This is a genomic window from Kiloniella sp. (assembly GCF_048259265.1).
In the GTDB taxonomy this organism is placed as follows: Bacteria; Pseudomonadota; Alphaproteobacteria; order Kiloniellales; family Kiloniellaceae; genus Kiloniella.
Map to the genome: position 1 here is coordinate 1 of NZ_JBLXHT010000013.1, position 23,046 is coordinate 23,046.

Annotated in this window: 14 protein-coding genes; 4 read left to right on the forward strand and 10 right to left on the reverse strand. The window is 42.4% G+C overall.

What is annotated here, in order from left to right; translation table 11 throughout:
• Positions 1-65: 65 nt before the first annotated feature.
• Both ACN0QW_RS17135 and ACN0QW_RS17140 read right to left on the reverse strand, forming a co-directional pair.
• Positions 66-1,100 carry an IS481 family transposase gene (locus tag ACN0QW_RS17135; RefSeq protein WP_417433158.1) on the reverse strand — a complete coding sequence of 345 codons (1,035 nt, stop codon included), beginning with the start codon at positions 1,098-1,100 and terminating at the stop codon, positions 66-68.
• A gap of 317 nt (positions 1,101-1,417) precedes the next feature.
• The gene (locus ACN0QW_RS17140) at positions 1,418-1,792 is read right to left on the reverse strand and encodes an MbcA/ParS/Xre antitoxin family protein (RefSeq protein ID WP_417433160.1); all 375 of its coding nucleotides are present in this window, start codon (positions 1,790-1,792) and stop codon (positions 1,418-1,420) included.
• Positions 1,793-2,150: 358 nt separating this feature from the next.
• On the opposite strand from ACN0QW_RS17140, the gene ACN0QW_RS17145 reads away from it, so the two are divergent.
• A complete protein-coding gene (locus tag ACN0QW_RS17145) occupies positions 2,151-3,695 on the forward strand; it encodes a Fic family protein (protein ID WP_417433162.1) in 1,545 nt (514 codons plus the stop codon).
• Positions 3,696-4,366: 671 nt separating this feature from the next.
• Here ACN0QW_RS17145 and ACN0QW_RS17150 read toward each other — a convergent pair.
• From ACN0QW_RS17150 to ACN0QW_RS17185, 8 genes are all read right to left on the reverse strand, one after another.
• Entirely contained in the window at positions 4,367-6,412 is a 2,046-nt protein-coding gene (locus tag ACN0QW_RS17150) for a methyl-accepting chemotaxis protein (protein ID WP_417433164.1), read from the reverse strand.
• Positions 6,413-6,465: 53 nt separating this feature from the next.
• Positions 6,466-7,947 carry a pyruvate kinase gene (gene pyk / locus ACN0QW_RS17155; RefSeq protein ID WP_417433166.1) on the reverse strand — a complete coding sequence of 494 codons (1,482 nt, stop codon included), beginning with the start codon at positions 7,945-7,947 and terminating at the stop codon, positions 6,466-6,468.
• A gap of 4 nt (positions 7,948-7,951) precedes the next feature.
• Complete coding sequence (locus ACN0QW_RS17160) at positions 7,952-9,037, reverse strand: ABC transporter ATP-binding protein (protein ID WP_417433168.1); 1,086 nt, start codon at positions 9,035-9,037, stop codon at positions 7,952-7,954.
• Positions 9,038-9,083: 46 nt separating this feature from the next.
• On the reverse strand, positions 9,084-10,802 hold the full coding sequence (locus tag ACN0QW_RS17165; protein ID WP_417433170.1) for an ABC transporter permease: 1,719 nt from the start codon (positions 10,800-10,802) through the stop codon (positions 9,084-9,086).
• 99 nt (positions 10,803-10,901) lie between these two features.
• On the reverse strand, positions 10,902-12,248 hold the full coding sequence (locus tag ACN0QW_RS17170; protein ID WP_417433171.1) for an ABC transporter substrate-binding protein: 1,347 nt from the start codon (positions 12,246-12,248) through the stop codon (positions 10,902-10,904).
• 206 nt (positions 12,249-12,454) lie between these two features.
• On the reverse strand, positions 12,455-13,819 hold the full coding sequence (locus ACN0QW_RS17175; protein WP_417433173.1) for a sigma-54-dependent transcriptional regulator: 1,365 nt from the start codon (positions 13,817-13,819) through the stop codon (positions 12,455-12,457).
• A complete protein-coding gene (locus ACN0QW_RS17180; RefSeq protein WP_417433175.1) occupies positions 13,806-16,256 on the reverse strand; it encodes an ATP-binding protein in 2,451 nt (816 codons plus the stop codon). The genes ACN0QW_RS17175 and ACN0QW_RS17180 overlap by 14 nt, the downstream gene beginning before the upstream one ends.
• Complete coding sequence (locus ACN0QW_RS17185; RefSeq protein ID WP_417433177.1) at positions 16,238-17,614, reverse strand: ABC transporter substrate-binding protein; 1,377 nt, start codon at positions 17,612-17,614, stop codon at positions 16,238-16,240. Before ACN0QW_RS17185 ends, ACN0QW_RS17180 begins: the two co-directional genes overlap by 19 nt.
• A gap of 727 nt (positions 17,615-18,341) precedes the next feature.
• Between ACN0QW_RS17185 and ACN0QW_RS17190 the strand changes: the two genes are divergently transcribed.
• The 3 genes from ACN0QW_RS17190 (at position 18,342) to ACN0QW_RS17200 (ending at position 22,774) form a co-directional block, all read left to right on the forward strand.
• Positions 18,342-18,539, forward strand: coding sequence for a hypothetical protein (locus ACN0QW_RS17190; RefSeq protein WP_417433179.1), 198 nt, complete (start codon positions 18,342-18,344; stop codon positions 18,537-18,539).
• 97 nt (positions 18,540-18,636) lie between these two features.
• Positions 18,637-20,811, forward strand: coding sequence for an OsmC domain/YcaO domain-containing protein (locus ACN0QW_RS17195; protein WP_417433181.1), 2,175 nt, complete (start codon positions 18,637-18,639; stop codon positions 20,809-20,811).
• Positions 20,812-21,037: 226 nt separating this feature from the next.
• Positions 21,038-22,774, forward strand: a complete 1,737-nt coding sequence (locus ACN0QW_RS17200) for an autotransporter outer membrane beta-barrel domain-containing protein (protein WP_417433183.1) — start codon at positions 21,038-21,040, stop codon at positions 22,772-22,774.
• Positions 22,775-23,046 lie beyond the last annotated feature (272 nt).

The window sequence follows — 23,046 nt, forward strand, 5'->3', positions numbered from 1 at the left end:
ATGTGTAGTAGTCGCGACTTGATCTGACAGTTAGCCGTTTTGTGGTGGTATCTGTCAGGTCAAATTCAATTCACGAATTTTTCCTTCCAGATTTTTTTACCCTCGATCATTGTCTCGAAGGGTGTTCTTCCGCAACACATTTTTCCCTGATGCGTACGTTGAGTATTGTAGTGATGGAGCCATTGGTCGAGATCAGTTTGCAACTCTTCTATGGACTGATAAACCTTCTTGCGGAATGTAATCTGGTAAAATTCCTGCAGAATTGTCTTGTGAAAGCGTTCGCAGATGCCATTGGTCTGCGGATGTTTGACTTTAGTTTTAGTGTGATCAATATCATTAATAGCGAGGAATAGCTGGTAATCATGCTTGTCAGGTCGACCAGAATATTCCGTGCCTCTATCCGTCAGAATACGGAGTACAGGAAGTTCATGCTCTTCCATAAAGGGTAACACTTGATCATTGAGTAAGTCAGCAGCTGTAATGGGTGTTTTGGTGGTGTAGAGCTTGGCATGAGCCACTTTACAATAGGTATCAATATATGTCTGTTGATATACGCGCCCCACACCTTTGAGTGTGCCGACATAGAAAGTGTCTTGAGACCCCAAATAGCCAGGGTGTACGGTTTCTATTTCCCCACAGGCCTCATCATCGTGTTTCTTCCTCTCAAGCGCCTGTACCTGGGTCTCTGTGAGAATAATACCTTCTTCTGCAACTTTGGCTTCCAGTGCTTTCAATCGGTTCTTAAAGTTGGCCAAATTATGACGCAACCAGATCGAACGCACGCCCGAAGGTGAGACAAATACACCCTGCTTGCGTAATTCATTGGAGGTTCGTGCTTGACCATAAGCAGGGAATTCAAGAGCAAAATCCCTTACTGCCTGTTCCGTTGTCTCATCCACTCGATTGGCTATATTCGGCTTGCGTCGAGTGCGCTCAAGTAAAGCGGTTACACCGCCTTCATCAACGGCTGACTTGTAGCGATAAAATGTATCTCGCGAATAACCCATCACCTGACAGGCTTTAGAAACGTTACCCAGTTCCTCGGCCAGGTTAAGCAGCCCTGCTTTGTGTTTGATGATCTTATCTGTAGTATTCAACATTGTGGTTTCCTTCTTTGATAGTTTGGTTCGCACCACCATCAAAACGGATAACCACACTCTCTTTCAAGAGATGCACCACCCTTAATTCACTCTGGTGAAAAGAGGGTGGTGTCAGATTAAGTCGGAACTAATTCATATTAGGTTAGTTAGAACGTGAAAGCTTTAAGGCAAGAAGATAATGAAAGTCCTTCAACTCAGGCTGTAAAACCGGCTTTACGTCTTCCTGAATTTGCTCAAGAAGTTGTTGTTCCTCCAAGTCATCAACCAGCTTTATTGTAGAGACGACATGCTGTGCTTCAACGACCCTTCATACTTCGTCAGGCTTGAGCTCTTCTGAAGTCCAGGTAATTAATGACATCCATCAAGCCTGTTATTGTTTTCATTAATTCAAGAGGGACCTGATTTAAATAGGCATTATGGCTTCTAATCCAGCTCGTTGTAGCTTTAGGATCTCCTCCGACAATCGCATCCAAACTTGTAACCAACCGAATCAATAGAGCTGCGATCTCAAAGTCTTTCTTTTCTTCTGATAGAAAGTATTCGCCCTTTTTCATGCGAGAAATAGTCGCTTCAGAAAGACCAAGAATATCGGAAATTTCTTTTTGCTTAAGACCGAGTTGATCACCGACGCGAATTACAGCTTTTGTGAGTACAGCCGACCTGTCGCTTGATTGTATCTTTACTCGTTGCATTATTTTGTCCCTTCAGCTCGTTTATATAATAGGGGTATATAATAGGGGCGGATCCATAATGCGGCTATTGTAAAAGTACTAGAGGGTTCAAGGCCGGCATTTGTTCAACGTCGACTGAAATATATCAAATTAAATAGTTCACCTTGCTAAGGGGTGCCATCCAGACATGACAACGCCATAAACAGTGTGTTAACAGTCAAGGTTTAATGGTTCTGTGAAGAATTTTTCAAGAAACTCTATATATTTATACTATAATTCATCAATAACTATATAAATGCATATAAATTCATTTTTTGTAATCGTTTTTCATGCAAAACTGAAGTTTGAATTTATAAAAACAAAATAGAATTTCATGGAAATGATGAATAATAAGCAATTTTCAGATCAAGTAAGTGTTTTTCAGGAAAGCAGGCTGCCAGAGCCTGCGCTGCCGGTTGGTTATGCCGCGTTGATTGAAGCGTATGATCTGAAAGTTCCATTGCCTTTGACGCTCTGTGCTATCGGTACTCGGCATAAAGTTTATGAAGAAGACGGATGGAGCATTTATACGCCGCGTCACGAACCGAACGCGACGCTTGAAGGGCACCTTATTTTTGCCCTTAAATATGAAGGGCTCGATTTGGCAATTTTAAAGCGCCTTTTCGAAGCTCTAGATCCATCCGATTTAGAAGTCATTATTGCCGCCAAGCCAACAAGTGCCTATATGCGCCGTGTTTGGTTTCTATATGAGTGGCTTCTAGAACAGCCACTGGCATTGAACGATGCCAAAACGGGTACTTACGCAGATATTGTAGATAATAAATTACAATGGGGCGTGAGAGGTGAGACTTCTAAACGACACAGGGTTAGAAATAACCTGCCAGGCTCTCGTAAATTTTGTCCTCTGGTTCGCCGCACTGAAAAGCTAGAACAATTTGTAGGTGCCAAACTTGATGAACAAGCCCGTAATGTTATTGGGAATATTTCAGCAGGCATTTTGGCACGCACCGCAGCATTCCTCCTTCTAAAAGACTCAAAATCCAGCTATGCCATCGAAGGAGAATCCCCCCCACATGATCGCATTCAACGATGGGGTAAGACGATAGGTGAGGCGGGCAAGCATCCTCTGGATCAAGAGGAGTTTTTGCGATTGCAGCGTATTGTTCTCGGTAAAACGCGGTTTATCAAACTTGGCTTTAGGAATGAAGGTGGATTTGTAGGGGAGCATGAACAAGGCACGCGCATGCCTTTGCCAGATCATATCAGTGCTCGGCATGAGGACTTACCTGATCTTGTTCAAGGAATGATTGATTTCGATAGCGGTTATGCAGGCGAAACTGACCCAGTAATAGCTGCTGCAATTTTAGCTTTTGGGTTTATTTATATTCATCCGTTCGAAGATGGAAATGGCAGGCTTCATCGTTATCTAATTCACCATATTTTAACAGCGCGACAATTTAATCCGACAGGGATCGTGTTCCCCGTATCCTTTGCCATTCTGGAACGGATTAATGATTATCGCCGCGTTCTTGAAAGCTATTCTTCTCGGGTTTTGCCGCTTGTTGAATGGCGACCTACAGAAAAGATGAATGTTGAAGTTCTGAATGATACCGGAGATTTTTACCGTTATTTTGACGCAACCCTACATGCAGAATTTTTGTTTGAGTGCGTTCAAAAAACTATTGAAGAAGATCTTCCAGAAGAGGCAATGTTTCTTGAACGCTATGATCATTTTAAATCGCGTGTTGAGGTAATCGAAGATATGACAGCTTCGACCATCGACTTGATGTTTAATTTCCTGAAGCAAAATGACGGAAAATTTTCAATACGTGCGCGTCAAAAAGAATTTGAATTGCTGTCTGATGATGAAGCCAGGAAGTACGAAACGCTCTATCAAGAGGTCTTTAATACTGAAGAACAATAAATTGTAGTGTGATGCGGAGAGGGGAAAGGGAGGAGTTTGGAAAAGCAATTAATGTGTTAACCTAATCTCTTTTGTATTGAATTAGTTAATCTTTCTATAAACGATCTGTAATTCTGTAATCCTTCGGGAGAAGTTATCTCAACTCATTTTGTCGGCTATTCTGAAAACCATAGAACCGTGTGGATGACATCCATCGTCGTAAAAACCGATTTAGCTACTGGAATCATTAAAACCAAAATTCATACTATTTTAGTGATAGAGCCAGCTCTAGAAGCTCCAAGATCTTCAATTGCAAACCACATTTCTACCCGTTGAATACGTGGATGCCTAAATAGAAAGCCTTTTCGAAAGAGCGGGATCGGACAAGACCAAATATTACAGCAACAACCTGGCTTTCGTCCATGGATGATTTTCAGGAAATGAATAAAGTATGGGATACCTAAGTGGATAAAGGAAATTCACCGACACGCGCGTGCGATGAATCAAAGCTTGCTACACCAGATTACACGGTTGAAATTATTGTGGTTGCAGCCATTTGAAAGAATTCTCAATCTGAAAGTTTTGGTTAGTAAATACGGAGAAAATTTTGGTGATTGGATACTCCGCAACCAATAGAAACCCGGTAACTCATTCGAGCTTCCGGGTTTCTGTGTGTGGGTATTTCGAAGTCACTATGAGGCTATTCTCTCAATAAAATTATCCAATTCTGTTTGTAATGACAGGCAATCTTGTTTTAAGGAGCTTACGGAGACAAGAACGGTGTCAGAAGATTGGTTTGTGGCTGTAGCCTGTTGCGAGACAGTTGACATATTAGACATAATTTCTCTAATCGTACTCGAAACTTGGTCTGTTCCGGCGGCAATGCCTCGGGTTGAATCGGATTGTTCTGTAACAGTACTTGATAGCAATGTTGAAAATTCTTGTATTTGATCAATTGTTTGGCCAATTCGATGTACTGAACGAGAGGCTTCTTCTGCTTGGTTTCTCATTTCACAAAGTTCTGTTTCAATCTCAGCTGTTGCTTCTCTTGTTTTTGCTGCAAGCGCTTTAACTTCGCCAGCTACAATAGCAAAACCACTACCGTGCTCTCCTGCTCGTGATGCTTCTATCGTTGCGTTCAAAGCCAACAATCTTGTCTGATCTGCAACTCCGTCAACCAGACTAAAAACAATCTCGATTTTTTTACAGACTTCGGACAGCATCAGCATATTGTTTTGAACAATATTGACTTCATCTACAGCACTCTTCGAAATTGCAGCCGCTTTGCTTGCCTGTACAGAAATTTCATCTACTGCAGTACTCAGTTTATTTGTAGAGTTGGACATGCCACTAATTCTGGTTGAAGCTTCTTGCATGTGTACAGAAGCCGTTTGGCCCAGCTGACTGGTCTTCTGGGCCGCAGAATTCATAATATTTGCGGCGCTGTGAAGTGTTTCTACTGTATTAATAATATTACCAGCAGCGGATAGAATATCGGTACGGAGCTGCTCGGCTAATTTAATCATGTCTTTACGACGTTTAGTTTCAGCTTCTCGCTCTGACTTTGCTTTGTCTTTTTCTAGGGATTGTCGTTCCCGGTTATTTTCTTTGAATACTTCTAGTGCCCTTGCCATCCCACCTAATTCATCTGTTCTGTGAGTGTGGGGGATTTCTTGTTCGTCATTACCGTCCTTCATTTCTTCCATAACACTGGTGAGGTTTTGGATTGGTTTTGTGATTGCACGGTAAATTACAAATGTGAACATACAAACCATAAAGAAAATACTGACACCGATCCCGACAAGAAGGTATAGGTTGTAGGTAACTTCTTCTTTTATCTCATTAGCACGAGAGAGAATGTTTTCACTAAACGTGGCCTCAAGACCATTTAATTTATCAAGGTAGAGAGAGGCAGTGCTATACCAAGATTGGGGGGTAATACCCATATTGTCTTCGGTAACAAAAATTTCCAACAGCGTATTTTGCATTAGCCGGAAAGCTTCAGTCTGTTGATTGGCGATTAGATCAGAAAAGGCGTCTTTAACGGTTGAGTAGGAATTAAAAGTCTGGAAATTTTTTAATTGAACAGTCTCTGCTGACATATGGCTTACAAATTGACGATGTAACGCTCCATCATAAGAAAAACTGGAGCTATATAGCGTAAATGCCAGGGGTTGTGCCTGGCTGGCGCGTTCTTTCGCGGCTATAAGGTTCTTGTATGAAAAGAGTGCAACGGCTAATTCGGCATTATTATTAAGGAGAACCATTTTTTCAACAACAGTGGTTAAGCTTCGTATTAAACGAGAGTAATGCTGATCGATAGTTGGTGCGTCTGCTTCAAAAGCAATAGTCTTGTTCCTTAAACCAGATAACTGAACAAATAATTCCTGAGCGATATCAAATTGTTTGTTAAGTTCCTGGTCGTTTAAATTGGGACTTGTCTGGCTAACTAATTCTTTAAATTTAATTTGCTGTTGATTCGTAACGGTATGAAAATTTGGGAGTTCATTTTCAAAAGCAGCACCTAAACTTGAAATGTAAACCAGACTAGCTGATCGTTCCTTTTGGAGTTCATGTACAAGTTGTCCTGCACCTTTTGCCAATTCTGCTAGTGTAACAATAGATGTAACATCATTAACTTTTTGTCGTTCATTTAAAACCTGTTCTCCTGTTTTTGTTGCTAATACAAGAAGGGGTATGGCTGCGATTAAGAAAATTAGCTTTTTTAAACTCCACATAACGAACTCCACAAGATGCTAATTCATTCCAGAAAATGTTTTATATTTGGAAATTAAAGGGTCTCTACCCGGATGAGATTAGTGCCTCCTGGTGTCCCAAATGGAACCCCGGCCGTGACGATAACCATTTCGCCAAGCTGAACTAAGTCTCTTTCTAGAAGGGTATCTTTTACAATTGTTACCATATCTGAAAAATTAGATGCATCTGGTGTCGTTAGGGGGTGAACGCCCCATACCAAATTCAAAAAACGGGCTGTATCATGGTTTGCAGTCAGCCCAAGTATTTTTGCATCAGGACGCCCCCGTGACATGGAAGTAGCCGTTAAACCACTGGTGGTAAAGGTAGCAATTGTCGCGCAATTGAGTGATTCACTCAGTTCTTTTACTGCGCGTCCTATTGCAAAAGGAACATGATTTTCCTGCGTATCAAACATAAGGCTTTTTGATGGCACGCCGTGGTTATGAATATCATCTTCTACGCATCTAATGATATTATTCATAACGGTGACTGCTTCTGTAGGGTAACGACCCGTTGCAGTTTCAGCACTTAACATGACAGCATCGACACGGGCATAAACTGAATTTGCAACATCTGATGCTTCTGCTCTGGTTGGGGTCGGTGCTGAAATCATTGATTCTAACATTTGAGTAGCCACAATTACGGGCTTACCAATCTTTCGGCAGGTGGCGATAATCTTTCTTTGGGCTATGGGAACCTGATCGGGGCTTAGCTCTACACCCAGATCCCCCCTTGCAACCATCACGGCATCAGATGCTGCGACAATCGTTTCCAAGTGATCAAGTGCGGAAGGTTTCTCTAATTTTGAGATAACAGATATTGGAACTTTAGCTAAAGTTCTTAGTACTTGAATATCTACGGCTGTTTGTACGAAGCTTAAGGCAATAATTTTGATGTCTTGCGCTAGTGCAAATTCAAGGTCGGCTTTGTCTTTTACTGTTATGGATCCTATGGACAGGGGAACATCCGGTACATTTACACCTTTGCAGCTACTGAGTTTTCCACCGACTTCGACCGTTGTCGATATTTGGCGGCTCGATGCACCCGTAACTTTTAAAGACAAGCGCCCATCGTCCAATAACAACCTGCTGCCGGGTTTTACTGACGTATAAATTTCAGGGTGAGGCAAGGTGACTTGTTTTTCAGTACCAACAATTTCACCAGGAATAAGATCAAAGCTTGTTCCTGTTCTCAATACGACATTTTCGCGAACCTTACCGATACGTAATTTGGGGCCCTGTAGGTCAGCTAACAGGGAGATTGGCCGTCCTATTTCAGCCTCAATCTCACGGATTAGAGAAATTGTTTTTCTGTGATCATTATGAGTGCCGTGACTAAAGTTGAGGCGAAAGACATCGACCCCAGCCTCTAAAAGGGCATAGATTTTGGATCGATTATGACTAGCAGGACCCAATGTTGAAATTATTTTTGTCGAACGGGCTTTGGGTGTCGTCATCGGATGGGGTGTGGCCCCATCCTCCTGACGTAATGAGTTCGTAGATATATTGTCGCTCATAAGATCAGCCCCGAACGACAACTGGGTCATTAACGGGTATCGCTAACTCGACTGCTGCGCCTTCTACATAGTGATCCTTACCACGTTGGTGAACTTCGTCGACCAGTAAATCGTGACCAGAGACATTCACATTATAGCGAACAATACCTCCCAAAAATTCACGCTCGGAGACGAAACCTTTTACGATGACCTCACCATTTTTAGGTGCTGTGTCAGTGCTGTAAAGCCTCACACTCTGTGGCCGAAAAACGATACTTGCATCCCCTGTGATCTCGGTTGTTAGGGGGAACTCAAAGTTATTGTTGCTTATGAAAATGGGGGTTCCGTTTTCAATCTTACACTTACCATCAAGAATATTTGCGGTTCCGAGGAAAGAAGCTACAAAACGGTTGTGTGGGTTGTCATATAACTCTTGAGGTGTTCCTACCTGTTGAATGATCCCATCGTTCAGTACAGCAATTCTATCTGACGTCGTATTTGCTTCTTCCTGATCGTGTGTAACAAATATGGTGGTTAACCCTAGTTTGCGTTGAAGCGTCAAGATGTCTCGACGCATTTGAACGCGAAGATTTGCATCAAGATTTGATAGGGGCTCATCCAAGAGTAAAATACGTGGTTCCACTACGATTGTTCTTGCCAAGGCAATACGTTGCTGTTGTCCTCCTGAAAGCTGGGAAGGGCGCCGGTCTGCCAGGTGTTTTAAATCCACAAGATCAAGTGCTTCTTCGACACGTCCATCGATTTCTGTCTTAGGAACTTTTCTTTCTTCTAGTCCAAAGGCAATATTTTTGCGAACGGACATGTGCGGCCAAAGAGCGTAGCTTTGGAAAACCATGCCAACATTTCGCTTCCAGGGCGGCAGTGTTGTTATGTTATCACCGCCGATCAAAATACGACCTTCTGGCGTTGGACCAAATCCAGCTATAGCACGTAGAAGTGTTGATTTTCCGGACCCAGAAGGTCCTAAAAAAGCAAAAAACTCTCCGGGGTTAATGTCTAGGTTGATGTCTTTGAGAACGTTAACATCCCCAAAACTGAGACCAACATTTTCAATTTTAATCCCAACGGATTTTGTTTCCTTTAAAGACATTTATTTTGTCCTTCATACATATCTTTTGCCCGATTAAGCAGGCTGTTTATTTATCTGGGGAAATGGCGTGTTCGCGTTTGGTCCGCTCGATAATGCGATGGGATGCATATGTCCCCAACGCAACAATCAGTACAGCAAGAATACCAAGCGCAGCACCGGGACCACGGCCAGCAGCGGATTGCATGAATACGTAGATGCCATAAGCAAGGGGGGCATCTGATTCACTTGAGACCAACATAATTGTCGCAGAGAGTTCAACGGCAGCTGTTGCAAAGCTCGTTACAAATCCTGCAAGAATACCGCCCCCCATAAGAGGGATAACAACACGTCGCACCGTACTCCATTTGGTAGCACCCAAATTCTCTGCTGCTTCTTCCAGAGAGACCGAAACCTGTTGAAGAGCCGCGACACATGCACGTAGCGCATAAGGAAGTCTGCGAACAGCAAGAGCGATGACAATTATTAGCCAAAAATTAGCCAAGGATGTATCTGTCAATGGGACGTCGACTTCGTAAAAAGTACGAAGATAACCAATACCAAGAACAACACCAGGCACCGCCAGTGCAGACATTGCCAGAAAGTCCAACGCCTTTCTTCCGGCAATCCCGGTCCGCCAAACAACATAGGCAATAGCTGTTCCAAATATCACATCGACGAGGCCGGCGATACCTGCGTACAGCAAGGTATTATTGATGTATTGACCCGCAGAATTAAAGACTTCTACGTAGTGGCTGAAAGTATAGGCATCTGGAAGAACACTGAACGACCAGATTGTGCCAAACGAAAGCAATAACAGACCAATATGCGGTGAGAGTACAATGCCTAGAATGAAAAGAATAACAGCATAACACCCTGCTTTTTCAAGAGGTCGCAGGTCGCGTTTCATCAAGCCACCGCCGCCCTTTTGGGTTGTTGCGTAATCTTTACCTTTCATTGCAAGAAAGGAAACCCAAAGTGAGAAGAGGGAGAACACAACCAGTATGACCGAAATCACATATCCCATCGGGTCAGAAATACCAACCGAGGAAATTCGGAGGTAGGCCTGTGGTGCGAGCATGTTATTTACATTTAACAGTAATGGTGTGCCAAGATCGTCAAACACCTTGAGGAAAACCAATGATGCGCCTGCGATATAGCCGGGCATGCCTAGTGGAAACACAATCCTGCGAAAAAGCCGCATGCCTGATGAACCAAGGGACAGCGCAGCTTCTTCCATTGAACGGTCAATGTTTGACAGGCTTGCTGACAGGTTGATTAGAATAAAGGGAAAATAATGGATCGATTGGACAAAAATAACGCCATTTAATCCCTCCATAAAAGGAATGGTAAATCCGAAATTTTCTTCTAACAGCAGATTAACACTACCATTTCCTCCGAACAAAAGTTGCATAGCAACTGCGCCAACAAATGGTGGCATGATCAGAGGAACAATACCCAGTGTTTGTATCAGGGCTGTGCCACCAAAATTAAATCTGGTTGTAAAGTAGGATAGAGGTAGTGCGATGCAGGTCGCAACGACAACTGAAACGGAAGCCACGTAAAAAGAGTTAAAGAAGGATTCCTGAAATAAAGAGGTATTAAAGAAATCCATAAAGTTAACGAGGGTAAAAGACCCTGTGCTTGGGTCTTGGAAGGCAACGAAAATCACCTTTGCAACAGGAACACCAAGAAAGGTTAGCAGAAAGAGGCCAATAAATGCAGCCACAATTCCGGGGCCCCATTGGCCACGCATAGCTGTAGCACGGGCCCAAGTTACCGTAGACATAAAATTCTCCTGGATAGGAAAGCTCGAGAACAAAAAGGGGCACGGGTGTTTTCACAATTAGATGGAACACCCGTGCCAGACAGGGAGACGTTTTAGTTCTTAGAGTTTAGAAAGAGCTTCTTCCGCCAACTCAATTGCCTTTGCATAGTTTGCTACGGCAAAGGCATCCCACTCTTGTTCAACTTCTGCCTGACGGCCTGTTACTTTATCAGTGGCTTTTTTGCGTTTCTTTTTGAAAATTGATGCAAAGTCGGCATCCATCGATTTTGCTTCATCTATTGGTAACGCTGCGACAAGCGCACGGGCTTCATCCACCAGTTTTTGCGCTTCTGCGTTTGGTGCCTTCGCCAAAACAATCTCAGCTTCTTGAATCGCTTTAGTTGCTTCGCGAAGATCGTCCAGACGGTAAGTAATCATTACATCAAATAATGAATTTACCAAATTGTAGCGATCTTTAGATTTAGCTAGATCAAATTTGACCGCTGCGCCGATAGAGCTGTCTTTAAAAGGATTAGGGAAATTTTCTGGTGCTTTTGCATAGGTCGCAGGGTTGACCGGAAGGCGTCTGATTTTGGGGTCTAAAAGAAGTTCTTGTCCTGATGAACTCAAAAGAAAATCAATGAACTTGCCTGCGGCTTCGGCGTTAGGCGCGTTCTTGACAATACCAATATTAGCAGGAACCAGCGTTGTCATAGATGGATATCTAAAATCGACAGGGAAGCCTGATCCTTTTGATGATAAACCAAAGAAATCGATGACAATACCAACACCGAAATTACCACTGTTAACGCCATCAGGTACACCAAAACTACGTTCCGTAACGGTTTTGAAATTCCCGGCCATTTCCTTCATCAGACCCCAACCCTGGTTCCAACCTTCACCTTGAAGTAAAGTTTCGACTGTTAGGTGAGTTGTCCCTGAACGTGACGGGGCAGACATCCCGACATGGCCATGATAAATGGGTTTGCGAAGATCACCCCATTCCTCTGGGGCTGGCAGCTTTTTGGCTTGGATATAACGAGTGTTCCACATGATACCATATCCGGCAGCCGCAAAACCTTTGTAATAACCATCTGGATCATTAATAGGGAAAGCCCCTACTTTGTCTGGAATGCCTGTGACGGAGCTTTCATACTTCTGTAAAAGTCCATCGTCTTTTAAAACTTCAAAAGCATCAGGTGCTGAAGCCCAAAACAAATCAGTTTGGTTTTTTGCCTGTGTCTCTTGAATATACTTGATGCCGGCTGTGGTCTTTTTCTTTAAGATTTCTAATTTAACGCCGGGGTTTTCTTGCTCGAACGCTGTTTTAAAAACTTTTGTAAGGTCCGATGGAAAGGATGTAACGATCGTAAGGGTGCCGTCGCTCGCCATTACAGCGAATGGTGACAGTGCGATACCTGCTGCAAGTGTCACACCTGATAGCACTTTTGAAAAATGAAGCCTCATACTCTGTTTCCTCCAATTATTTTTCTTGTTAAAGGAAGCAATTGTTTTTCAATTGCTCACCCCTTGTTTAGCAAGGAGGGTGCCAAGTTTGATTTTGATTTTATCTAGTTGATATTTAAGGGGTATTTATTTTTAATCTGAGGTTGGTATAAATGTTCGGGTCACCTTTAACTCATATGCCAGAGGGCTTTCGGGTCAAAAGGTCATCACTCGTTTGGTGCTTTAAAGTTTGTTTTATCAATGCCAAATCGTTTCATTCGCAAGTAAAGTTTTTTTCTGGGAATTCCAAGCTCTATAGCCGTTTCTGCAACCCTTCCATTGTTTCGTGCTAGTGCTGATTCAACAATCCTTTGTTCGTAGATAGCAAGCTGTTCATCCAGGCTTGACCCATTTTCTGGTGCATTTGTGCTGGTTTGGATTACATCAGTTAGGCGACGTGATATTCCAAGAACAAATCGTTCGGCAACATTCCGTAATTCCCTTACATTTCCTTCCCATTTTCGGCTTATTAAATCATCCATGTGCCGATTTTCTATTATTGGAACTTCTTTATTCAGTCGATCAGAGGCAAGCTGTACAAAGTGTGAAAAGAGAATGGGAATATCGTTGATGCGCTCTCTAAGAGGTGGAATTTCTATTTGTGCAACACTTAGTCGATAGTAAAAGTCATCACGGAATTCACCCTGTTTCGAGAGTTCAAGTAAATCACATTTAGTTGCTGCAATTACCCTTATATCGACAGGGATTGTTGCATTTCCGCCTAGTCTTTCAACAACACGCTCTTGTAAAACGCGAAGTAATTTAACTTGTAAGTGCATGGGCATACTCTCTATCTCATCAAGAAAAAGCGTGCCACTTGCAGAAAATTCAATTTTACCAATTCTTCGTTTTGTTGCCCCTGTAAAGGCGCCTGCTTCGTGTCCAAATAGTTCGCTTTCGATAACACTCTCTGGTAACGCCCCACAGTTTAACGCGACAAACTGACCGCTTTTTCTTTCGCTAAAATCATGCAGTGCACGGGCAATGAGCTCTTTTCCTGTTCCTGTTTCCCCATGAATTAAAACATCAACGTCAGCTTCTGCTAAATTATGAAGGAGCTTCCTGAGCTCGACTATTGATCCGCATGATCCGATTATGCGTCCTTCAAGTTTGCTCATAGAGGCCAAACGATCACGCAAATCCTTATTTTCCAAAATAAGGTTCTGTGTTTGCATTGCTCTTTGAACAACATCAATCAGTAGTTCTGGCGCTACGGGTTTTTCGATGAAATCATAGGCACCAGAACGAACGGCACTTAAAGCCATTGAAACATCGCCATGGCCTGTGACAAGAATAACAGGCAGGTCCGGATACCGTTTTTTCAACTTAGATAAAAGTTCCATACCATTCATACCTGGCATACGAACATCTGTAACGATAACGCCTTTCCATTCGTCATCCAGAAAAGCAATAGCAGCATCTCCGCTGCTCGCTTCGGTTACATCAAACCCTTCTAATTCCAAGGTAACTTTAGCTGCTTCTCTGACATCTTTTTCATCTTCAACAAGAAGAACTCTTTTACAAACCATCATTTCTTAACTCTTCCTGTTCAACCGCCCTAAGAGTGACACGCATAGAGCAGCCGTTATTTTCTTTACTGTCGACTTCTAATGTACCCCCAAAATCATTGGCGATTTTTTGTGTAATAGATAACCCCAAGCCGAGGCCTTCGCCGACTTCTTTGGTGGTGAAAAAGGGATCGAAAATTCTGGACTTGACCTCTGGTTTCAGGCCGGGGCCATTATCTCTGACTTCAATGGTGCACTTATCTTTCTGCCTTGACGTTTTGATGTGTAACTTTGGTTCAGGTTTCTCTTTCAGGGCATCCAATGCGTTAGAAACCAAATTCACAATCACCTGCTCTAGTCTGACGAGTTCGGCTTGTGCCCAGAGGTTATTGCTTTCTTTGTCTCTAATTATTTCAATGTCGTCCAAGCGAATACGTTCTTCAAATAAGGACAGAGCCTGATCAATGCACAAATCAATGGAAACCGGTTCAATATCTTGTGACGGTCGCCGAGCGAATACCTTTAGGTGATTTACGGTTTTCCCCATTCTCTCGGCAATCTTCCCGATTTTTTCAATAAAACGTTCGGCGTCTTCTGGTTGCCCCCTTTGTAAAAGAGTTTTTGCGTTATGTGCATTATAGGTTATGGCTGCAAGTGTCTGATTTGATTCATGGGCAATGCCCGCAGACATTTGTCCCAGAATAGCCAGTTTTGCTGCTTGAAGTAATTCTTCTTGCGCGGAAATTCGCTCTTGGATTTCATTTTTTAGTTTTATATTCGTTTCGTTTAACTCTGCAGTTCGTTCTTGAATTCGTTGCTCAAGAAACTTTCTGGCTCCACGTCTTTCTGTGGCATCTTCTAGTGTTATTAAATACTTTTTCGCTTTTCGCAGGCTGTAACTTCTCACTGCTACATCCAGAAAAAATTCTCGTCCATCACTTCGCTTACCCTTGATTTCTTTTAGGTTGGTGTCGTTGTTTTTCAGCAGGTCAGTCCAGGTTCCCTCTTGCCCAACTGCCAGGAATGCATCCACAAAAAGCAAGCCGGCAACGTCTTTTTGCTGCGTATTAAAAAGTACTTCAGCACTTGGGTTAACAAATTCGACGGAACCATTCTCATCTGTACTGATCAGACCAACGAGTGAATTGTTAATGATGGATTTTGCATTAGAGTTTTCTACTTCCTGTGCTGTATTCCGGAATACGAGCAGTGCTTCGGCCATTTCCGATATTTCATCTTTACCGGACACCTTAATGGTTACATCCAGATCTCCAGTCGCAATCGCCGCCATATTTTTACGAAGATCACTCAGCCGAGAAACAATGCGCTTGCCTACATACCCCCAACCAACAAATATGAAAATCAAGACAGATACACCGGCTGAAATAATCAGAATAAAACGTTCCTGGGATATACGATTTTCCGCTTCGAGTGTTGCCAAGACAGCTCTTTGTTCGGCAGCTAAAATTTGAGTAGATACAATCTGCTCTAGCCGTAAAAACAGATCATTATTTTCTTCAATCAAATTACGTCCTTTATTTTCAAAAAGAAGTTCTTTTTTTCTTAAGGCGAGGACATCATTACCGCCACGTGAATAGCCCAGAACCTGATTAATGGCCTGCCTGAGCGAGACACTTGAGGCGTCTGTTTCAATTAGTTCGACGGAAATTTCCAGAGTATCTGCAACTTCAGCAAGAAATTGTCGTGTAACTTCGATGTCTTCCAGGGTTCCTTGTGTCGCGCCCCGCATGATGAGGCCAACAGCCAGGTTTGTAGATGCGTTGACCCGCATAACTGCTTCGCGCATTTGGGTCATATCATTAATAGCGACCAGTTCGCTGTTCAGGTCTCGGTCCCAATTTTTTTGTACCAATCTGTCAAGGGCGCTGGCCATATTAAAGCTGGCGTCTTCAACGATAGGGTCGATTTCAGCAAGGAAATCAGCATGAGCCCATCTTAGCCGTTCAATAAGGCGTTCATTTACATTTTTTAACTTAAATCGTTGATGAACATTGTTATCGACCTGACGGAGACTTGTCGTGATTTCAGGTAAAACGGTCAGAATTTGATCGCGGTTTTTACTGTCGATCAGGTTCGGGTTTTCATCTAACAGTGCCTTTAGACGTCCAATCTGTGTTTCGATATCTTGACGAATTTTAAGACGTTCTTTTTCCGATATCGCTGTAAGTAAGCTGGGCATGTCTGCCCTGATGTCGCCCCCGATCTCGGCTATGCGCGCTGCTAAGGATGTTGCTGGCAATTGTGTGTTGGTTAAACGGGATAGGTCATCACTTAGGCGCTCGAAGGCTAAGCCAGCGATAATTGCAGAGAGAACCGTTGCACCAGCAACAACCCCGAATGCAAGAAAAAGTCGCACTCCGATTTTTCGGACTCTGTCTTTGATCCACGAAAAAAAGCCAAAGGCATCGTTTTGATCTTTAGTCATCGCGATTTTTGCCACTCTGGGCCACTTTCGTTTTTCAATTCCAGTTCATGAAGTAACAACATGGCTTTTTGAAAGGACCGTTCACTTTCATCCTGCCAGTCCTGTTCTAATCTGGTTTGTAAAATTGACTTAGAGGTGCCCGGAAAGGAATGAGAAAACTGTTTAAGAAAGGTTTGTTCCGTTGACATCATTTCACCCACAGGAACGGATACGAGTAATTTCCGAGCTTTGTCTATTGTTAGACGGTCTGATAGTTTTGAGGAGGACGCTTCTAATTTATGGAGTAGTCTCCAAGCTCTGTTTAGGGGCCTAAGACGGTAGGTAATTAATTGGTCAAACATTGAATTGACCAGCTGATATCGTTGTGAAGACAGGTTTTTATTAAAAACAACAGGGTCAATGAAATTTGATTGATCAAAAGGCCTTGGGAAGTCAGTGGGAAAGACTTCGTATGCGTCTTGCCGTATAGGTAGTCGCATTATGTCTTTGTGAGCAAGCAGCTTTTGCCCTTCGAGGGAGATGAGAAAGTCAATAAAGGTTTTTGCTTCACGAGGTGCTGAGGCTTCAGCAAGAATGGCAGCACTGGCAGGCATCAGTGTTGTATTTGGATAGTAGGCAAAATCTATTGGTTGTCCTCTTTTCTCTGCTCCCAAAGCAAAAAAATCGACAACGAGGCCTATCCCAAAACGGCCCTTTACAACACCATCACGTACCCCGTAACTTCGCGCCGTAATTGTTGATAGGTTTCCTGCCAATTCTAGTAGGTATTCCCATCCTTTTTCCCATCCATATGCTTGTAATATTGTCTCAACAATCACATGTGTTGTCCCAGATCTCATTGGGGAAGTAATTGCGATATGGCGCGAATATTCTGGTTTTAACAGATCGTTCCAATCTTTAGGAACGGTGAGATTATGGCGGGTAAGATAGTCGTTATTCCACATCGCCCCATAACCAGCTAGGGCGACGCCGAAATAATACCCATCTTTATCATCAAGAAACAGGTTATCTAGCTTGTTGGGCTTTCCTGACGCGATGCGCTTTAATTTTCCTGCTTTCTTTAAGCTTTCAAATGCGTCAACTGCGCTGGCCATAAAAATGTCTGGCATTGGTTGTCTGCCATTTAGGATGTGCGCGACCGCTGCGGGCGTTTTCTTGAATAAAAAGCGTAGACGTGTGTTAGGATATTTTTCTCGAAAGGCCTTCTCTAGGGGGTTGACGTACTGTTCTGCGTAGGAGGTCAATATGATGATTGATTGAGTATCTTCGAGTGAGTTTTTTTCTGCTGCCAATGAGTTTATAGGGCAGACAAACACAAAAAGAACAATCAAAATTCGAGCAAGATTAATCATAGGTTCTAGAGTAGGTGCCATTTGTATTTTTCAGCCTTTTAATCACTCAATATTAAAAATGGGTCAATATTGTCTGGTTATTTTTAATTAAGTGTCGTTTTTGACGCATTTTTACCAAGGTTTACGCGAACATTAATACATGTTTTTTCTTTAAAGCCCTAATCAACGGGACTCAGGCATTGGTAAGCAAACTTTTTATAGAGCTACTCTCGTCTTATTTCGCAATCATTGTGCCAACCTGATCAACAATCTTTATCTTGAGCGTTGAGTAACTCGGAGGATTTGACCTTGCAAGAAAATCTAAAAAGTACATCAGCCTTGAATCGCCTGAAGGCGGAAGAAATATTAGACTCAAAGGAATTTTTATAATGAATACTTCAACACTGGAAAATCTTACATGAAGAAATTGGAACAAGAGAACCGAATAACCCAGACCTACAACGAGGAAAGCTTGGAGAACTTAGGCAGGCCTATGACAGAGCACAATATCAACGTGTGAAAGTAATAGAAGACGCTACGGAAGAAAACAGAAGAGGAATAAAACTCTTGAAGACAAGAGCATGGAAAGGGGGAATTACAAACATGGTGGTCTTGGTGATTACATTAATCGGCACTTGGAGTTGGATGGAATATTAGACTTACAGAGCCTTAAGGCGTAAAGAGATCTTGCTCTGACACCTGATTTTACCCCATTCCGTATTAGAGTTTTTGCTCATTATCCAAAGACCGGGAGAAGACGTTAGACACGATGAAAGCCTCACGTTTAACGGACGCTCAAAAAGCGTTTATTATTAAGCAAGGAGAAAATGGCAAAGTGATTTATAACATTGAAAAAAAAGATGTTGTAAGATATGTAATGTTTAAACTTTTAAAAATCGGCTTGTTATTGAAATCGAATTATCGGTGGTTGCGTGCCCCCGCAACCAATAAAAACGCCTTAGATTGAAAAGTCTGAGGCGTTTTTTTGTCTCCGTGAAAGAGAAAAACGGAGATAAAGTAAATAATAGTCTAATTCATCATGCTTTCTGGAAAGATATAGGCTCATGGAAATCACTGTAAATTTTTTGGATAACCTTCGTCTTGAGGCTAAGTTTGATGACTTTACCGTAATAACCGACCAGCCTATTCGCTATAAAGGGGATGGAACTGCACCAAGTCCATTTGATTATTTTCTAGCATCTTCTGCGCTCTGTGCCGCTTATTTTGTAAAGGTTTATTGCCTGTCACGTGATATCCCCACTGATGATATCAGGGTTTCGCAAAATAATATTATCGATCCGGAAAACAGGTATAATCAAACCTTTCAAATTCAAATTGAATTGCCTGACGGTATTTCCGAACGAGATCGGGCTGGTATCTTAAGGTCAGCAGACCGTTGCACCGTGAAAAAAGTTATCCAGGAAGGTCCAAAGTTTAAAATTGACCCCGTGGAAAATTTGGATGATTCGTCGCTGTTAGAAAGTTATGAGAGCGAAGGAAATACGGTTATTCTGGGTAAAGACCTACCTTTGGAACAGACCATTGCCAATATGACGGCGATTTTGTCCAATATTGGTATTAAAATTGAAGCTGCGTCTTGGCGAAATATTGTTCCGAATGTCTGGTCCCTTCATATCCGCGAAGCTGCGTCGCCGATGTGTTATACCAATGGGAAAGGGGCCACGAAAGAAAGCGCCCTTTGTTCCGCATTGGGTGAATATATTGAAAGGATTAGCTGTAATTTCTTTTATAATGACTATTACTTTGGCGAAGAAATCGCGCATAGCGAGTTTGTCCATTATCCCAATGAAAAATGGTTTAAAGCCGGACCTGATGATGCTTTGCCGAAAGGTTTGATGGATGAAGTATGTCTGCAGCTTTATAACCCTGACGGTGAATTAAGATCGTCGCATTTAATTGATACAAACTCCGGGCTTGTTGATCGCGGTATTTGTGCTTTGCCCTTTATACGCAGTTCAGATCAAAAAACAGTCTATTTTCCGTCAAATCTGATTGAAAATCTATTTGTTAGTAATGGTATGAGTGCCGGCAATACGCTGTATGAAGCGCAAGTTCAATGCCTATCCGAAATATTCGAACGTGCGGTTAAACGAGAAATCATTGAGGAAGAGATTGTTCTTCCGGATGTACCAAAGGAAGTTCTTGCAAAATATCCGCATATTCTGGCCGGCATTGAAGAGCTAGAAGATAAAGGCTTCCCTATTCTGGTAAAAGATGCATCCTTGGGTGGGCGGTTCCCCGTTATGAATGTCACGTTGATGAACCCGAAAACAGGGGGTGTTTTTGCATCCTTTGGTGCACATCCCAGTTTTGAAGTGGCTTTGGAACGTTCTCTCACTGAGTTATTACAAGGCCGCAGTTTTGAAGGCTTGAATGACGTTCCACTTCCGACATTTAGCAGTCATGCGGTGAAAGAACCTGGGAACTTTGTTGAGCATTTTATTGATTCAACAGGTGTTATATCGTGGAAATTCTTTAGTAAAAAACAAGACTATGATTTCTGTGAATGGGACTTTAGTGGCACGACAGAGCAAGAAAATGAGTGCTTGATGAACATCCTCAAAGATCTGGGGAAAGAAGTTTATATTGCGACATACAATGACTTTGGTGCAACGGCATGCAGGATTTTGGTGCCAGATTACTCTGAAGTATATCCAGCAGAAGATTTGATTTGGGATAATACCAATAAAGCCCTGATATTCCGGGAAGATATTTTAAATATTCATTCCTTAACTCATTCTGAATTAGAAAGTTTGCTCGAGCGATTAGATGATTCTGAGCTGGACCCCTATACGATAATATCCAGCATGATAGGCATTGAATTTGATGAAAATACAGTTTGGGGCAAGCTGGATATACGTGAACTGAAGATATTGATTTATTTAGCTCTAAAAGAATATGAAGAAGCAAAAGACGGTATTGGTGACTTCTTAAATTTTAATGAAAACACCGTGGAGCGGGTTTTGTTTTACCGGGCAATGGATGCGGTACTTGATATTACGCTTGATGATGACTTGAATATTGATGATTTTCTTCCGAACCTGACGAGAATGTATGGCGCTGAGCTCATGGATAATGCTGTGGGTTCTGTAACCGGTGATGTAAAATTTTATGGCTTAACAAAGACAAGTATGAAGCTTGAAGGTTTGGACAAGCACCTTAGGTTAATTGAGAGCTATAAAAAGCTGCATAAAGCGCGACAAGGTAAAGTAAATTAACAGGTTTACTGGATTAATAAAAACTAACTTCACTTTTTCAAAAAAGATAGGAGGGTAGGGGGGAGGTTAATTTTGCTTTAAGGTGTGTTTTTCTAACAAGTGTTTATTTTTAAAGCTTTATATTCATAGAATAGCTTGTCTTTCGTTGACTAGCCTTGTGACATTTGTATGATCGTTTCTACCTTCCTGCCTTTTGCGCGTAATACAATCAATAAACGGTCAAATAATGAAAATTTCGCGAGCTTATTCGAAACTGCGTTATCGTACGTTCCTTTGCACTATCTGTTGCGGACTTACGGTATCACCCGTTTATAGCGCGACTATTACAACCAATTTTTCTGGTAATCTGGACGGTAGTCAAGCTTATGATCGCCCTACTCAAGTTAATGGCGTTCCGCCTTGGACGGCGAGTGGTAATACCTATAACTATTTTTCGGAAACGTTTACACCTAGTGGAAGTGGTAACTTCGATATTGAGGTTCTTGGTTCCAGTACATTAAACGATCCCGTTCTCTACCTTTATGTAGGCAGTTTTGACCCGGCTAATCCAACGGTGAACGGCGTTATCGCGAATGATGACGGTGGTGTGGGGCTATTGTCACTGATTAGTGGACAGTCTTTGGTTGGGGGCACGCAATATTTTATTGTGGCAACGTCATATAATGCTGGGGACACAGGGGTTTTTGATTTTCAATTAAGAGGACCATTCGGGGCCGCTATCGGAAGTGCATCAACGAATTATGTCGATACGGCAACAACAGTTGGTTTGGGTGGGTTTGCAAGATACTTTGACGATAATGATGGATCTGGTGAACGACAGACAGTTGCCGTGCACCTCAATAGTTTGAGCTCTGGTCAATTGGAGAGCGCATTAAAAACTCTCTATCCGCACAGTTCTACTGTTACAACTGGAGTTGCTGCTTCTGTAAATGATAAGGTGACAGTTACTCTACTTGATAAAATCGGAACTGTATTAGGTAGCTCAACGTCAACAGTTCAAGCGTTAAGTTTTGGGGATGGGTCTGCCGACCTAGGGAATTGGATTTTTGAACACAAAGAATCTGATACTGCTGAATCACAGGATATTTCGTACTCCTTAGCTTCCTCTTCTTATGAGAGCTTTACACCGGGTGATCAAGGAGCCTGGGGAGAAGTTATTGTCTCTAGAACAGATGGTGATTCTACAGATAATGCTTTGGGGTATACTGGAACGGGGCGTGGCCTGGTTACAGGTTACGAGGCAGTGTTAAGTGATGATCTATTGGTTGGTGTTCTTGGTGGTTTTTATCGGGCTGAGACAGAGTTGGATGACAATGCCGGCGAAACTGTTGCCAACATCTATAATCTAGGTATTTACGGGCAAAAGCTATATGACGGTATCAAACTCAGCGGTGTTGCTTTGTACGGATATGGCGATTATGACAGTAATCGTAACGTTGATTTAGCTGGCGTAAAGCAAACGCCGCAAGCCGATTTTGATAGCCATAGCTTAAGTGGAACTCTTGGACTTAGTAAGCTCTATCAACATGGTGACTATAATATCGAACCTTTTGTCACAGCGAGTGGTACCGTTATCAGAGTTTCCGGTTATACGGAAAGCGGTGGTGGTGAATTCAACATGTCCGTAGAAGAAGATACGGTTTCTTTTGTTGGGGCTAAAGCGGGGGTGACTTTCCAGAAAAACTGGAATTTTAAAGATGAAACAGCATTGAATTTCAAACTAAAGCCATATGTTGGACACGACTGGGAGATTGATAGCGCAGGGAGCTCTGTCAGTTTTGTAAATAGTACTGGCAGTACGATGATTGAAGGTAGAGATCTTTCTGTGTTTCAGGCCGGATTAAGCGGCGAAGTCGCTTATGACTTGTCATCAGCCACATCTTTTAAGGCTGGTTTTGATGTTTCGCACAAGGAAGATGAAGATCAGTATGTGGGTTTCTTAGGGTTAGGTGTGAAATTCTAACGGTACAAACAACTTACAAGGAAATTGACCATCCGTTTTAGATGATTGGTAAAAGAAGGACGAAGGGCTGGTTATAATCGTAAAAGCCAAGCGCCTTCTCTTATCTTGGCTTTCTTTTGCTTGCATCAACGAGCTGGCAGTGCCGCTTCATATGTGACGTTGAATATAAAATATTCATATAATCTATTCTACTCACGCTTTAAAAAGTTAAGTCTTAAAACCGTATAACCAATAGATAAAAGTGTACTGGGAGATCTAAGATTTTAATACTC

Coding starts and splice junctions, on each gene's coding strand:
- ACN0QW_RS17135 (WP_417433158.1), bottom strand. CDS start 1,100: ATGTTGAATACTACAGATAAGATCATCAAACACAAAGCAGGGCTGCTT.
- ACN0QW_RS17140 (WP_417433160.1), bottom strand. CDS start 1,792: ATGCAACGAGTAAAGATACAATCAAGCGACAGGTCGGCTGTACTCACA.
- ACN0QW_RS17145 (WP_417433162.1), top strand. CDS start 2,151: ATGATGAATAATAAGCAATTTTCAGATCAAGTAAGTGTTTTTCAGGAA.
- ACN0QW_RS17150 (WP_417433164.1), bottom strand. CDS start 6,412: ATGTGGAGTTTAAAAAAGCTAATTTTCTTAATCGCAGCCATACCCCTT.
- pyk (WP_417433166.1), bottom strand. CDS start 7,947: ATGAGCGACAATATATCTACGAACTCATTACGTCAGGAGGATGGGGCC.
- ACN0QW_RS17160 (WP_417433168.1), bottom strand. CDS start 9,037: ATGTCTTTAAAGGAAACAAAATCCGTTGGGATTAAAATTGAAAATGTT.
- ACN0QW_RS17165 (WP_417433170.1), bottom strand. CDS start 10,802: ATGTCTACGGTAACTTGGGCCCGTGCTACAGCTATGCGTGGCCAATGG.
- ACN0QW_RS17170 (WP_417433171.1), bottom strand. CDS start 12,248: ATGAGGCTTCATTTTTCAAAAGTGCTATCAGGTGTGACACTTGCAGCA.
- ACN0QW_RS17175 (WP_417433173.1), bottom strand. CDS start 13,819: ATGATGGTTTGTAAAAGAGTTCTTCTTGTTGAAGATGAAAAAGATGTC.
- ACN0QW_RS17185 (WP_417433177.1), bottom strand. CDS start 17,614: ATGGCACCTACTCTAGAACCTATGATTAATCTTGCTCGAATTTTGATT.
- ACN0QW_RS17190 (WP_417433179.1), top strand. CDS start 18,342: ATGAAAGCCTCACGTTTAACGGACGCTCAAAAAGCGTTTATTATTAAG.
- ACN0QW_RS17195 (WP_417433181.1), top strand. CDS start 18,637: ATGGAAATCACTGTAAATTTTTTGGATAACCTTCGTCTTGAGGCTAAG.
- ACN0QW_RS17200 (WP_417433183.1), top strand. CDS start 21,038: ATGAAAATTTCGCGAGCTTATTCGAAACTGCGTTATCGTACGTTCCTT.